15 protein-coding genes are annotated in these 13,513 nt (G+C 45.2%); 13 read left to right on the top strand and 2 right to left on the bottom strand.

Translation table 11 applies throughout. From position 1 onward, the window contains the following. The 3 genes from QT974_RS19885 to QT974_RS19875 all read left to right on the top strand — a co-directional run. On the top strand, positions 1–236 hold a 236-nt coding region (locus tag QT974_RS19885; protein WP_442933196.1), incomplete at its 5' end, for a hypothetical protein. After that, positions 164–1,273 (top strand): glycosyl transferase, encoded by a 1,110-nt coding sequence (locus QT974_RS19880; protein ID WP_333470154.1) that lies wholly within the window; start codon positions 164–166, stop codon positions 1,271–1,273. The genes QT974_RS19885 and QT974_RS19880, both read left to right, overlap by 73 nt. 148 nt (positions 1,274–1,421) lie before the next feature. Next, positions 1,422–1,838: a secondary thiamine-phosphate synthase enzyme YjbQ gene (locus tag QT974_RS19875; RefSeq protein ID WP_333470155.1), complete on the top strand. Its 417-nt coding sequence runs from the start codon at positions 1,422–1,424 to the stop codon at positions 1,836–1,838. Here the strand turns inward: QT974_RS19875 and QT974_RS19870 are convergent. Then, positions 1,825–2,340 (bottom strand): heme-binding protein, encoded by a 516-nt coding sequence (locus QT974_RS19870; RefSeq protein WP_333470153.1) that lies wholly within the window; start codon positions 2,338–2,340, stop codon positions 1,825–1,827. The genes QT974_RS19875 and QT974_RS19870 overlap by 14 nt on opposite strands. A gap of 424 nt (positions 2,341–2,764) precedes the next feature. On the opposite strand from QT974_RS19870, the gene QT974_RS19865 reads away from it, so the two are divergent. Together QT974_RS19865 and QT974_RS19860 are read left to right on the top strand one after the other, a co-directional pair. Beyond that, positions 2,765–3,970, top strand: a complete 1,206-nt coding sequence (locus tag QT974_RS19865) for an EAL domain-containing response regulator (protein ID WP_333470152.1) — start codon at positions 2,765–2,767, stop codon at positions 3,968–3,970. A 57-nt stretch (positions 3,971–4,027) separates the two neighbouring features. After that, positions 4,028–4,873, top strand: coding sequence for a prohibitin family protein (locus QT974_RS19860; protein ID WP_333470151.1), 846 nt, complete (start codon positions 4,028–4,030; stop codon positions 4,871–4,873). A gap of 265 nt (positions 4,874–5,138) precedes the next feature. Here QT974_RS19860 and QT974_RS19855 read toward each other — a convergent pair whose 3' ends face one another. Then, on the bottom strand, positions 5,139–6,071 hold the full coding sequence (locus tag QT974_RS19855; protein WP_333470150.1) for a LysR substrate-binding domain-containing protein: 933 nt from the start codon (positions 6,069–6,071) through the stop codon (positions 5,139–5,141). A 400-nt stretch (positions 6,072–6,471) separates the two neighbouring features. On the opposite strand from QT974_RS19855, the gene QT974_RS19850 reads away from it, so the two are divergent. The 8 genes from QT974_RS19850 (at position 6,472) to QT974_RS19815 (ending at position 13,287) form a co-directional block, all read left to right on the top strand. Next, entirely contained in the window at positions 6,472–7,977 is a 1,506-nt protein-coding gene (locus tag QT974_RS19850) for an APC family permease (RefSeq protein ID WP_333470149.1), read from the top strand. Between the two features lie 427 nt (positions 7,978–8,404). Beyond that, complete coding sequence (locus QT974_RS19845; protein WP_333470148.1) at positions 8,405–9,109, top strand: cadmium resistance transporter; 705 nt, start codon at positions 8,405–8,407, stop codon at positions 9,107–9,109. 20 nt (positions 9,110–9,129) lie between these two features. Continuing rightward, positions 9,130–9,792: a cadmium resistance transporter gene (locus QT974_RS19840; protein WP_333470147.1), complete on the top strand. Its 663-nt coding sequence runs from the start codon at positions 9,130–9,132 to the stop codon at positions 9,790–9,792. Between the two features lie 221 nt (positions 9,793–10,013). Continuing rightward, on the top strand, positions 10,014–10,676 hold the full coding sequence (locus QT974_RS19835; protein ID WP_333470146.1) for a hypothetical protein: 663 nt from the start codon (positions 10,014–10,016) through the stop codon (positions 10,674–10,676). Positions 10,677–10,782: 106 nt separating this feature from the next. Next, positions 10,783–11,208: a YidH family protein gene (locus tag QT974_RS19830; protein ID WP_333470145.1), complete on the top strand. Its 426-nt coding sequence runs from the start codon at positions 10,783–10,785 to the stop codon at positions 11,206–11,208. Positions 11,209–11,216: 8 nt separating this feature from the next. Beyond that, complete coding sequence (locus QT974_RS19825; RefSeq protein ID WP_333470144.1) at positions 11,217–11,672, top strand: YidH family protein; 456 nt, start codon at positions 11,217–11,219, stop codon at positions 11,670–11,672. Positions 11,673–11,851: 179 nt separating this feature from the next. Continuing rightward, complete coding sequence (locus tag QT974_RS19820; protein WP_333470143.1) at positions 11,852–12,358, top strand: hypothetical protein; 507 nt, start codon at positions 11,852–11,854, stop codon at positions 12,356–12,358. Positions 12,359–12,492: 134 nt separating this feature from the next. After that, complete coding sequence (locus QT974_RS19815) at positions 12,493–13,287, top strand: sulfite exporter TauE/SafE family protein (RefSeq protein WP_333470142.1); 795 nt, start codon at positions 12,493–12,495, stop codon at positions 13,285–13,287. The last annotated feature ends 226 nt before the right edge of the window (positions 13,288–13,513 follow it).

Here is a 13,513-nt window from a genome sequence, read left to right as displayed (position 1 = left end):
AGTTGGCAGTTGGCAGTTGGCAGTTGGCAGTTGGCAGTTGGCAGTTGGCAGTAGTTATTAGTTATTTGCTACAAATTCTCTTGGGATCGATGGCCTGTTTGCCCGATGCCCGATGCCCGATGCCCGATGCCCTCTTTGGCCAATTACCAATTCCCAATTACCAATGTCTCGACCAACATTATATATTGCCATCACCAATCATGGATTCGGCCACGCTGTCCGAGTTTCCTCCGTAGCTGCAAAAATCCAAGAATTAAATCCAGATATTTTACTAATTATCACCACAACAGCACCTCGCTGGCTGCTCGAATCTTATATTACTGGCGATTTTATCCTCCGTCCCCGCGCTTTTGATGTCGGAGTCGTGCAGGCTGATAGTTTGCATATGGATAAAGAGGCGACTCTAGAAAAATTGCGGGAAATTCGGAAAAAGCAAAATTCACTAATTGCAGGCGAAGTGAATTTTCTTAAGCAAAATCGCGTGGGTTTGGTGCTGGCAGATATTCCTCCTTTAGCAACGCGAATGGCCGCAGCGGCTGGGGTTCCTTGCTGGATGATGAGCAATTTTGGGTGGGACTTTATCTATCGAGATTGGGGCGGGGAATTTGACGAAATGGCGGATTGGATTGGTGAATGCTTCGGAAAGTGCGATCGGCTTTTTCGTCTTCCTTTACACGAACCGATGCCCGCTTTTCCTAATATTGAAGATGTCGGCTTGACTGGTGGCAATCCTCGCTACAGTCAGGATCAAATTCGGGAAGTATTTGGAATTGAATCACCGACGGAAAAAACTGTGTTGCTGACTTTTGGCGGACTGGGTTTAGAGGCAATTCCTTATCACAATCTCCAGCAATTTAGCGATTGGCAATTTATTACTTTTGATGCGGGAGCTCCCGATTTGCCGAATTTGATTAGAGTCAAACATCAGCAGTTTGCGCAATTTTTCCCAATTTTACCGCGCCCGGTTGATATGATGCCTGTCTGCGGCCGCATGGTTTCTAAACCGGGATACAGCACTTTTTCGGAAGCTTTGCGCTTGGAAATACCTGTTCTTTCTATTATGAGAGATGGTTTTGCGGAAGCTGCGGTGTTGTTGGAGTGGCTGGAAAAGTATGCGGCGCATCAAGTTGTGACGGCGGCGGAGTTTTTTGAGGGGGATTGGGGGTTTTTGCACAAGCGGCTGCACCCGCCCCGTTTGTCGGATAAGTTGGATAAGCACGGTACGGAGGCGATCGCCCAAGCTGTTGTAGACTATTTTAAAGAGAGCGATTAGGATGACGGCGATTGAAGAGTTGTGCAAACAGTCTCATTGAATGTTTAAAATATTAGATGGTTCGATCGTTCGGACTTCAGTCCTCAAAAAAGAGAGGACTGAAGTCCGAACGATCGAACCTTATAATGTTTATTTTACCGGATCTGATATGCTTCATCACCAAGAAATACTCAAAATTAAAACTACAGGCAAGTCTCTGTACAATATCAGTCTTAAGATAGAAGATGCGGTAGCAAATTCAGGTATTAAAACAGGACTTTGTAGCTTATTTTTGCGCCACACTTCTGCTAGCTTGGTGATTCAAGAAAATGCTGACCCCGATGTACTGACGGATTTGGCTAATTTTTTAGCTAAACTGGTACCAGAGGGCGCAAGTTACATTCACGATGCGGAAGGCCCAGATGATATGCCGGCGCACATTCGCACTGCGCTGACTCATACTTCCGAACAAATCCCGATCGCGCGCGGTAGATTATTGTTAGGAACTTGGCAGGGAATTTACCTCTGGGAACACCGCCAGCGCGGCCACATTCGGGAATTGGTTGTTCATGTCAGCGGCGTTTGATCGGAATTTGTACTTCGCTGATTTTAGTTGCTTCGGGGGTCATGGGCGAATTGTAAAAAAAGCGGCGCGGCGGCCCAACTATTTCGTATTCGGGATGTTGTTGAAGCCAATCTTTGAGTTGGGAGAGGTTATTTTCGTAGCTTTCCCAAGTGTAGGCGCCGCCCACGCCGATGCTAACAACTGTCATGGGTGAAGTATCCGTGACTTCCACAGCAGGGTTAACGCTGCTGGGGGCAATATTTGCTGCGGGATACAAAAATGAAACTTCTGCAACAGGAACTGCATTCATTTGCTCGGAAGTTGCCGTGTAGCGCGCTTCTACTGGCGTTGTCATCGCAATTTGGTTATTGCTGATGTGTTGAAATAAAGGATTGAATGCGATTCCTGTCGCTTGTCGCAAATCGCCCGCGTGGGTGTAGGTGACAGCGCGATATTGAGGATATTGCTTAACTTCTATGACGCCAATATTTGCGGGTTCAGGAAATCCACTTGGTAATGCCATTTTTGATGTTTGATTTGAGGTTTTACACTAAACAATGACCAAAGACTTACTCCGCAAGGGTTTTAAACTTGCGGGCAGTTGCATTGTTCTTGGCAACTGTTATAAATAGGCTGAGATTGTTTGCAGACGATCGCTAGACTGTCACAATCAGTTTAGCAGTTATTCAGGGTGCTGCTAACTGTCGATCGCCTAGAATTAGTTTAGAGATTTATTAACTAACCTCGTAATAATACGGACGGCGCTAAGTAAGCAGAGAAACATTAATCTAGTTGTCCTTGGAAAATTAGCATTTTTCAGGGGCGTCTGCTATTTTTGTCGGAAAATATGCGGCTGTTGGGCCGATCGAGCTGTGCGTTTTTAGCTATTCTCGCACCGATCGGGTTCAACAACGCGGATCAATTATATCGCTTTCAGGGAATGACATATGAAAAAGATTCTAGTGATTGAGGACGATAGAGTAATTCGCGAGAATATTCTCAAACTCCTCAAAGCTGAAGGTTTCGATGTGACGGGTGCAGAAAATGGAGCCCAGGGCTTAAATGCGGCGGTGTCAAATCTTCCTGATGTGATTCTTTGCGACGTGATGATGCCACAACTAGACGGGTATGGGGTGCTGGTGGCCTTGCGATCGCATCCTGTTACTGCTACAGTACCTTTTGTGTTTCTGACTGGTAAAGCCGATCGCTCCCAAGTGCGACAAGGCATGGAATTGGGAGCTGATGATTACCTGACTAAGCCTTTTACTAAAGCTGAACTTGTGGGCGCCGTATCGAGCCGATTGAAAAAACAAGCAGCTTTGGCCAAACAGCAGGATAATTTGCGATCGCAAAGCAGCGAATTGCGACAAGAAGACGCAGATAAATTAGAGCAGATAAAAACAAATCTGTGCGCAGCCCTGGAACGAGAAGAATTCCAAGTTTACTATCAGCCGCAGGTCAATGTTCAGACTGGAAAAATTATGAGTGCAGAAGCTTTAGTGCGCTGGCTGCATCCAGAAAAAGGGCTGATTTCGCCCGCCGAATTTATTCCCGATGCCGAAGCAACTGGTTTCATCGTACAATTAGGCGAGTGGGTTTTGCAGACAGCTTGCAGGCAAATGCAGGTTTGGCAAAATGCAGGTTTTTCCTTGCAGCAGGTAGCGGTAAATCTGTCGCCGCGCCAATTTAACCAGGCGGATCTCAGCAGCAGAGTTGCCGAAATTTTAGCAGAAAGTGGTTTAGCACCGAGCAGTTTAGAATTAGAACTCACCGAAAGTATGATGGTGAAGGATGCCGAAAGTGCGATCGCTACTTTGCAAGAATTGAAAGATTTAGGAGTCTCTATATCCATTGACGATTTCGGCACAGGCTATTCTTCCTTAAGTTATCTGACACAATATCCCTTCGATGTTTTAAAAATTGACCGCTGTTTTATCAGCAACATTACCGATGGTTGCACAAATGCAGCGATTGTGAAAGCGATTATTGAAATGGCGCACAGTCTCTGTCTTGAAGTAATTGCCGAAGGAGTTGAAACAGAAGCAGAAAGAGATTTTCTCTGGCGCTACGAGTGCGATGCTATGCAAGGATATTTGTTCAGCCCTCCCGTGCCGGCAGCGGATTTTGAGGAGTTGCTGCTGTCCAGCAAATAGCAGAGCGGTAAATTCAATATTTGTCCGACAATCAATCAAGTGCGATCGGGGTGGAATATGGTTTTAGAATCCAGCAGTAAAGTTGACTCACTCAAATCAAGCACTAAAAAAAGTAAGGATGTTTACATCGCTGTTCAATTAACTCTAGCGATGGTGTTTTTAGCTATTTTGTCTAATTTTTTTGTCACCGTCAACGCTGGAGAACGCGGCGTGATGATGCAGTTTGGTAAAGTGCAAGAACAAATCCTCGGAGAAGGACTTCACGTAATTGTCCCCATAGTTTATACTGTACAAAAGTTGAGCGTGCGAGTGCAGAAACAGGAAATTTCCGCTGAAGCTTCCTCAAAAGATTTGCAAGATGTTTTCACAGATGTAGCACTCAACTGGCACATTATCCCAGCCGAAGTAAATTCAATTTTTCAACAAATCGGAGACGAAAAAGCAGTGGTCGATCGCATTATAGATCCGGCCGTTGAAGAAGTCTTAAAAGCAGTCATGGCAAAATACACGGCTGAAGAAATTATTACTAAACGGGGAGAAGTCAAAGCCGGAGTTGATGATTCTTTAACCTTGAGGTTAGTTGCATACCATATTGCTGTGGATGATATCTCTTTAGTACACGTGCACTTTTCCGAACGATTTAGCGATGCAGTGGAGGCGAAACAAATTGCCGAACAGGAAGCAAAAAAAGGGGAATTCTTAGCGCTGAAGGCAGCTAAAGAAGGGGATGCCAAGGTAAATTTAGCCAAAGCAGAAGCCGAAGTACAAAGATTGTTGCGGGAAAATTTGACTCGGGAACTATTGGAAAGGCAAGCTATAGAAAAATGGAATGGGAAATTGCCGCTGATTGTTGGTGATGGCAGTAAAAATTTATTGGACTTGAGGAAATTTGTCGATCGATAATTATAATCCAATACACTTGGGTTAACACTGTTTATATCCCGGAGATCCCCCTAAATTCCCCTGATTTTAGGGGGACTTTAAGAACTCTCTTGTTCCCCCCTGGTTGTAGGGGGTGCCAGGGCGATCGGCTCGATCTGAACCGTATTGAATTATAATCTTGGACGCACGGGTGGCAAGAAACCGGGTTTTTTTACGAGACACGGCGTTTAGCCCTTTATGTCGGTAAAAAACCCGGTTTCTTGAGTATTAGTGCGTAAGTCATGAATTACCAATTACCAGCAACTTCAGTTAATATCAGTTCAAATGCTTTAGTAATTCCAGTTTGAAAACGCTGTCGGTGTTTCAGTTTTAAAACTGGTTTAATAATTTCAAGAGATAGATTTGAATTTAGTTGGCTCTCTATAATTTTAATCGATCGCAGTGTAGAGAGCTGCAATTCTTTTTTGACCATCAATTCAGGAATGGCCGCTGCGCCTGTGCCGCTTTCCACTACTGCTTTGACCATTTCACTGCTAGTCAAAACTAAACTTACATTCAATTCATGGGGATTAATACCCCAACTTTGCAAAGCTTGTTCCAACATTTGCTGAACTCCCGAACCGGGTTCTCGCATCACCCAATCTGTTTCGGCAATTTCAGTTAAACTCACCTCTGCACGCTCAAACCAAGGGTGAGATTTGCCAACTACAATCAGCAAGCGTTCGCTACCTACAACTTCTTCCTCCAGAGTGTTCTTAAGCGAAGGTTTGATGTCTCCCGTCACCAAACCTAAATCAAATATTCCCGTCGCCATACCCGCACAGATTTCTTCGGCATTTGCCAGAGTACAATTCACGGAAATACCGGGATATTTCTGTTTAAACTGGCTAATTTTGTGCGGCAACCAATAATTGCCAATTGTGAGACTGCAACCCAAGTTTAAATCGCCCCGCTGCAAGTCGTTCAACTCCCGCAAACCTCTCTCAGTCAAAGCAACATGATCGATAATTTTCTGCGTTTCGACTTGTAGTAACTTCCCGGCTTCTGTGATTTCGATGCGGCGCCCGATGCGGTGAAACAGTTTTACTCCGTATTGCTCCTCTAAGCTTTGAATTGCTGCGCTGACAGCGGGTTGTGTGATGTAAAGTTCCTCCGCCGCACGGCTGAAGTGCAGGTGTTCCGCGACAGCTAGAAAAACTCGCAGTTGGTCAAGTGTCATTCCGGCCATTGTGAGTACCCCATACCAAATACAGTTTTTTTTAAGACTTTAACCTATTGCGGCTAAACCTTGACCTAGAGTTTTTTGCTCTTCCATTGTACAAGTTGGAAATCCGAATAAAGGACGGTTGCTAACAGTTGTTTCGACTTTTCCTTACAGCCTCAAGGCTTTCAGCTTGCAGCGCCCGATCGCATTTGTACGGCCCGCGGTGATGGGATCTACGCTGCACTGTATCGCTTGCATCACTTGTATTTATTAATTTAATAAAAAACAATATTTGATTTAAATGTTGAGGTGGTATTAAAGTTATACTCAAGCGTCTGAACACCCTCCCCCGACGCTGAAGCAAAAACAAATTTTTCAAATCGATCGCCAATATCGACAAAAATACAGAAGATAAATGACCGAAAAAACGCCAAAAAATTATAGTGTACACGGCTTAAAGCCCGACTGCCTTTCCTTCGGAGAAGTTTTAGCTCAATCCTTTGCCGTCATTGCACCTACAACTATACCAGCATCAAATCTAGGCTTAATCGTCGCCCTTTCAGGAAACGGGACTTGGCTGAGTTTTCTCATCGGCTTGATCGGCTTAGTATTTGTCAGCATCAATATCAACCAATTTGCCAGCAGATCGGCTTCGCCCGGTTCTATTTACTCTTATATTGTTAAAGGACTTGGCCCGACAGCCGGCGTGATTTGCGGGTGGAGTTTGGTGCTGGCTTATTTATTTACGGCGATGGCAGTTTTGTGTGGTTTTGCCAACTTTAGCGGTATTTTCATCGGTCATTTGGGCATCCATCCGTCACAGATTACGCTGTTGGCGATCGGGGCGGGAATTGCTTGGTATGCAGGTTACAAAGATATTCAACTCTCAGCTATGGCGATGCTGTGGCTGGAGGGAGCATCTGTGGTGGCGATCGCACTTTTAGGGATTCTCATCTGGGCGCACAAAGGTTTTGCTCTGGATATGTCCCAATTGACTTTGGAAGGTGTAACTCCCGGCAAAATAGCGACGGGACTTGTCTTAGTAATGTTTGGTTTCTCGGGTTTTGAAAGTGCGACATCTCTGGGCGACGAAGCCAAAAAACCCTTAAAAAATATCCCCAGAGCTGTCATGGGCAGTGCTGTAATGGCAGGCCTATTCTTCATTATGATGACCTATATTGAAGTGTTGGGTTTTAGCGGCACCGGACAGTCAATTACTGATGCTGAAGAGCCTCTAACTTTTCTGTCGCAACAGATAGGATTTGGTTGGCTGGGTGAGTTAGTGGCGATAGGTGCTTTATTTAGCTTTTTTGCTTGCGTCCTCGGCAGCATCAATCCAGCGGCGAGAGTATTCTTTATGATGGCGCGCCACGGTTTGTTTCACTCTTCATTAGGTGTAGCCCATTCATCTAATAAAACTCCCCACGTTGCGGTTTCGATGTGTACGTTTCTGACGTTTTTAGTTCCGGCTGCGATGTCTCTGTTTCACATCAAACTGTTCGATTGTATGGGTTATTTGGGGGCAATTTGCAGCTACGGATTCTTAACAGTGTATGTTTTGATTTCGATTGCGGCTCCGGTGTACCTGCACAAAATTGGTAAATTGCGCGTGCGGGATGCGGTGTGTTCGGTGGTGGCGATCGCATTTATGATGATTCCAATTGTCGGCAGTGTAGGGATTCCCGGCAGCACTATGTTCCCTGTTCCCGAAGCTCCTTACGATGCGTTTCCTTACTTGTTCTTGATGTACTTGGTTGCTACTTGCGGGTGGTTCATCTTGCAGAGGCTGCGCTCTCCTGAACTTGTGGGTTCGATGGAGCAGGGTATTGAGGCAATTCACGCTAAGTTCGACGAAGAAAATGCCATTTACGGCGGTGTTCGATTGAATGCAGTATCCATTGACAATAACGGCTTTGATTAGTTGCAAGGCAGGTGTTTGTAGGTGTTAATTGCACCGCCAATACCGCCAGAACAACCGCCAATACCGCCAGGGAATTAATTCCCTGGCTCATAGCGAAAGTCCTCTTCAGAGGACTAAATATCGCCCATAATTCCTGCAAAAAATGACCAATAGTTTATTCAGCAAATGTTCGACAATTTATTTATTAAGTAAATGTCTAACAGTTTCTTCAGTCCTCGACCGAGGACTTGAGCTTTGAGGCAGGGGTTTAAACCCCTGCCGGACTGCGGGCTCGACGACAACCTGAATGCAACGGGGTTTAAACCCCTGCCGGACTGCTGGTTCGACGACAACCTGAATGCGACGACATTGACTTGGATTTTATTCAACTGTTTTCCCGCAAAAAAACTGCAAAAAAACCGATAACACAAATTAACGAGACACAGAAATGAACGAATTAGTGACAGCAATTTCCACTGGAATGACGGCTTTTACGGCTACGAACCTTGACGATATTTTGATCCTGCTGCTGTTTTTCTCGCAGGTGAATGCAGCATTCCGGCGCCGGCACATTGTTGCGGGTCAGTATTTAGGCTTTGCAGCACTGGTTTTTGCTAGCCTTCCGGGGTTTTTTGGCAGCTTGATCTTTCCGCCCGACTGGATTGGAATGCTGGGTTTGCTGCCAATTGCGATCGGGCTCAGCCGCTTGCTGAATCCAGAAACTGACGATGGGGAAGTTGAGGCAGAATTACAGCAATCTGAGAAATCTTTTTTTAGCAGTTTTCTGTCTCCTCAAACTTACAGCGTCGCAGCGGTGACGGTGGCGAATGGTGGCGACAATATCGGGATCTATGTGCCGCTGTTTGCGAGCAATACTTTAGAAAGTCTGGCGGTAATTCTCGGCGTATTCTTCTCGCTGGTGGGCGTTTGGTGCTATGCTGCTTATCGGTTGATTCAGACGAGGGCGATCGCCGATTCTTTGACTCGCTATGGCAATCAGCTTGTGCCTTTTGTCTTAATCGGATTGGGAATTGCAATTCTGGTGAAAAGTGGCACTCTGGCAAGTCCAACTTTAAGTATAATATCTTTAGTTGGTTGCTGTTTCTGTTTGATAACTATGAGCAGAAGTAACGCCAGCGAACCTGAAGTTTAGGAAAGTTGAAGGAACAGCAAATGAGTTGGATTGCAGCAGCGATTATTGCCGGAATTACATCTTTTGTCGCCACCAATATAGATGATATTGTAATTCTGATGCTGTTCTTCGCTCAGGTAAATTCTACTTTCCGTCCCCGGCACATCGTTGTCGGTCAGTATCTCGGATTTGCCGCCCTGATCGCTGCTAGTTTGCCGGGCTTTTTTGGCGGGTTAATTGTGCCGAAAGCTTGGATTGGCTTGCTGGGTTTGGTTCCGATCGCGATCGGCATCAGTCACTTAGTCAAGAGAGACAATCAGGAAAATGAAGTACAAGCGGTATCGGCAGAATTTAGCGGTCAATCTAACTCATCTGCTGTGTCAAAACTAGCAAGTCTGTTCAACCCTCAAATTTTCAATGTAGCTGCGGTAACAGTCGCTAACGGGGGAGACAACATCGGTATTTATTTGCCGCTGTTTGCTAGCAGCAATTTGCCGAGTTTAGCTGTTATTTTGGCAGTTTTCTTTTTGATGGTAGGTGCTTGGTGCTATGTCGCTTACTGGTTAACTCTTCATGGGGCGATCGCCAGCGTTTTAACTCGCTATACAAAGGCTGTTGTCCCTTTTGTCTTGATTGGCTTGGGAATATTCATTTTGATTGACAGCGGTACTTATCTGCTGCTGCCACTATTTCAATCTAAATAATTGGTTAAATGTCCTGCGTTGCCTCTCTCTAAAGATAGATATCTTAGAAAAAATTGTCCCAATAAATCTAACTTTAGACATTGTGAATATACTAAATTAGGTTGACAAATTAACTTAGAGTGATAACATAAAAATTAAAATAACCTGTGTGTTTTTTGAGCAGAAAGTTACCTTCAAAGTAAATTTCAAATTACCCAAATGTCTAGCAAAGGAGAAAACTTGTGAGATTCTTGAAAATAGTTTTAGTAATCTTAGTCATTACAGTCAATTTGGTTTTTGCTCCCGCATCTTGGGCGGGGTCAGAAAAGCCTAAATATACGAGCAATCCCGACTATGTGGAGGTGACTCAAACTCTTGACACTCTGTTAGAAGCGAAAAAATCGACTGAACCCAGTCAGAACTACACCCCGGAGGAACTTCAGAAAAAAATCTCTCAATTGGAGTTTCAAAAATATACCTTAGAAACGGGAAAAAGCTGGGGTCAGTGCCGCAATGACACGGGAAAAACCCTAGCTATTTACGGGCCCAAACGCAAAAAATCCTCTGCTTCATCTTACGAGAATGCTCTTTATTTTCTAGGAGCAGGTGAAACAACAAAGGATAAATGGGATTGCGACGGAGTTTATTTACCGAGCGATGTCAAAGCAACAGATTTAAGTGCGATCGACAAAGTTGCACAAGCATTGACTGGCGGTGTAGCTGTTAAAATAGTTGACGGCACTCAATTAGTGGCGACAGCTAATCCCGAAACGGCGGCTGTAGAATTCAACGTTCCTACTGCTAGAGTTTTCAAGCCCGGGGAAGTTAATTGGTTTGTTCCCGACGTGTCGCAGGCGTACATAGATACGCAAGTTCCTAACGCACCGACTGAGAAAAACGATTAGTTTTGATGCAGCCGCGCCGGGGGATTGAACCCCCGGCGGAGCAGGGAAAAAGCGAAGATATATCTGTTTACCTTCACATTTAAAGTTAAAATTAAGAGTTGTATTTATGCTGTTAGGATTGATTAAACCGACTCAAGAAGATACGCAAAAAATCAAGCGGCCAAATCCGTCGCGGGTGCGCGATCATTTGGCAAACGAGCGCACTTATTTAGCTTGGATGCGCACGGCGATCGCCCTGATGGGTTTTGGCGTCGTCATCGTCCGCCTGCGCGCCTTCCACCCGCCTCTGCTGCCCGCTCCCGGCAATGGCTGGAAGCTGGGTTTGCTGTTTTCGGCGGTGGGTTTGCTAACGGTGTTAATTTCCACTAAGCATTATTTTGCTGTCCGCCACGATATCGATTACGATACTTACGAGCCTACAGACAGGTGGGTACTGCTGTTTAGTTTGGCGATCGTACTTTTGGGTATGGGAGTAATTTATTTTATCTTCTCAGTTCCCGGCAGCCAAACTACTTTAATGAGTCCCGAATAATCCGATTTTTGACTAAAAATATATCAAAAAGTGCGATCGCCCTAGGATTTTTGTTCAAACCCATGACAGTAGATCGGGAGAAACTAAAGCAGCAAAATCTGTCCAGGGCGATCGATCGCTCTGCAAACGAACGCACCTTTCTCTCGTGGATGCGCAGCGCGATCGCCCTGATGGGTTTTGGCGTCCTCATCGTGCGGTTTCGCGTCGTGCAAATCCCCATACAACACCGTCACGGTACGGGTTGGAAGTTGGGTTTAGTCTTCTCTCTAGTGGGTTTAGCAACCGTGTTAATCTCAACTCGAAAATACTTTATTGTTCGCCGCCAAATTGACGAGAATACCTACGAACCCTCAGATCGGTTAATATTCCTGTTCAGTTCGGCTGTCGGCTTGTTGGGGATGGGAGTAATTTTTTGTATCTTTGCAGCCGCCGTCAGCCCGAGCAGTTTTGTGATCCCCGATTGATGGCAAAAGCACATCAGACAGCATTCTCCACAACCTCAGGCGCGATCGATATTTTTATCCCACAAAGAAACTAGACTTACGCCAGCGCAGCTAAAATACGGTAACTCGAGCGAGTTACTAGACATTACTCATTTTGGCTGTTAAACTACGGTAAGTCGGTCAAGTTACGAGGGTGTTACGTGGAAAACACAAAAAAAGTCAGTGAAAAAGAGTACCAGGTTGCAGGAAAACAGACCCAAAACTTGCCAGAAGCTAACAGCTTTCAGCAAGTCGGGTTAAAAAAAATCAGAGGCGGCTTGCTTCTAGCAATTGGATACTTGCTGTCACCGCTGTGTTGGTGGAACGACCTATTTTTCAATCTGCCAATTGCCTATGGTTTTGGGTATATCTGTAGTTGGCTTTCCCCAGATTTACTGTTTCCTGGCACAATAGTCGGCTACTGGCTTTCTAATATTGCTGGAATTCTCTTGATGCAGTTCGGGGCTGTAGATGTCTTTGCGGACAAACCCAAGCAAAAAAACCTCAAAAAAGAGTTACTGACCGGCTTAGTGTCCTCAACCGCCTTCACTATTGTGGTTGTGGCATTGATTCATTTTAAGATTCTCGATACTCCAGATATATTTTCCGGCGAGTCTGTTAATCTGAACTCTCTTTTATCTATGATACCCAGGTCGCCTTACTTATAAGTATCGCTTGGGGTAAAACTGCTATTTTATTGAGTGCTACCCCGCTACGCCCAATGGCGAGTCTATCATGCGATACGTAAGTTTTCTTATTAGTTGGATAGGTGCGCTAACAAGCACAGTTGGTCAGCAAAATCATGAACTATTTATTACTATCATTTCTCAGCTTTTTTGTGGGGATTATCGTTGGAATGACCGGAGTAGGAGGAGCATCGCTGATTACCCCAATGTTGATTTTTGTTTTCCAAGTTCCGGCATCAATTGCGATTAGTTCTGATGTGGTAGCTGCCACACTGATGAAAGTTGTTGGCGGGTTCAAACACTGGCAGCAAAAAACCCTCGACTTGCAAGTAGTTAAGTGGTTGGCTTTGGGGAGCGTACCCGGTTCGCTGGCGGGCGTGTGGATTTTACACTGCATCCAACTCAGCGGCAATCAGGACTTAGATTGCATATTGCTGCGCTGCTTGGGAGTAGCGATCGGGCTAATTGTCGCTTTATCGCTGAGCCAATTACTGCTCAAAATATTTGTTCCCAATTTAAAATTGCCTGCGCTTCCTGAATGGGACTTAAAGACTAATTGCGGTCGCATTTTTACTGTCAGCGCCGCCGCTATTTTGGGCTGCATAGTGGGAATCACTAGCGTGTCTTCCGGTGCGATGTTTGCACTGTTGCTGATTGCTTTTTTCCGCCTGGATACTTCTAAATTGGTGGGTACAGATATTTCGCAGGCTGCAATTTTGTTGATGTTTACATCTGTGGGACACCTCAGCCTCGGAACAGTAAACTGGAGTTTAGTTTTGCCAATTTGGTTGGGTTCAGTGCCGGGAGTTTTGGTAGGGGCTAAATTCTGCCAAATTATGCCTCAACGCCCGCTAAAGTTGGTTATTTACGGAATGTTGGCGATGGCGAGTTGGAAGTTGTATCAAGTCTGAAAAGGTTTGTAGTGAGGACTTTAGTCCGCATCCAAGACCTAGGAAAAAGGCTTGTAGTGAGGACTTTAGCCCGCATCCAAGACCTAGGAAAAAGGCTTGTAGTGAGGACTTTAGCCCGCATCCAAGACCTAGGAAAAAGGCTTGTAATGAGGACTTTAGCCCGCATCTCACTTTTGAAGAGGGCGAAGCATGACCGCATATAAGTTATTAGTTATAATCCCATATT

The organism is Microcoleus sp. BM001215392, from assembly GCF_036700185.1.
Taxonomy (GTDB): Bacteria; Cyanobacteriota; Cyanobacteriia; order Cyanobacteriales; family Microcoleaceae; genus Microcoleus.
Note: the sequence above shows the minus strand (reverse complement) of the source record. Positions and strands in the feature narration are given on the sequence as shown.

Bases quoted from the DNA above. Each gene is read 5' to 3' on its own strand.
- QT974_RS19880 (WP_333470154.1), top strand. From the start codon at position 164: ATGTCTCGACCAACATTATATATTGCCATCACCAATCATGGATTCGGC.
- QT974_RS19875 (WP_333470155.1), top strand. From the start codon at position 1,422: ATGCTTCATCACCAAGAAATACTCAAAATTAAAACTACAGGCAAGTCT.
- QT974_RS19870 (WP_333470153.1), bottom strand. From the start codon at position 2,340: ATGGCATTACCAAGTGGATTTCCTGAACCCGCAAATATTGGCGTCATA.
- QT974_RS19865 (WP_333470152.1), top strand. From the start codon at position 2,765: ATGAAAAAGATTCTAGTGATTGAGGACGATAGAGTAATTCGCGAGAAT.
- QT974_RS19860 (WP_333470151.1), top strand. From the start codon at position 4,028: ATGGTTTTAGAATCCAGCAGTAAAGTTGACTCACTCAAATCAAGCACT.
- QT974_RS19855 (WP_333470150.1), bottom strand. From the start codon at position 6,071: ATGACACTTGACCAACTGCGAGTTTTTCTAGCTGTCGCGGAACACCTG.
- QT974_RS19850 (WP_333470149.1), top strand. From the start codon at position 6,472: ATGACCGAAAAAACGCCAAAAAATTATAGTGTACACGGCTTAAAGCCC.
- QT974_RS19845 (WP_333470148.1), top strand. From the start codon at position 8,405: ATGAACGAATTAGTGACAGCAATTTCCACTGGAATGACGGCTTTTACG.
- QT974_RS19840 (WP_333470147.1), top strand. From the start codon at position 9,130: ATGAGTTGGATTGCAGCAGCGATTATTGCCGGAATTACATCTTTTGTC.
- QT974_RS19830 (WP_333470145.1), top strand. From the start codon at position 10,783: ATGCTGTTAGGATTGATTAAACCGACTCAAGAAGATACGCAAAAAATC.
- QT974_RS19815 (WP_333470142.1), top strand. From the start codon at position 12,493: ATGAACTATTTATTACTATCATTTCTCAGCTTTTTTGTGGGGATTATC.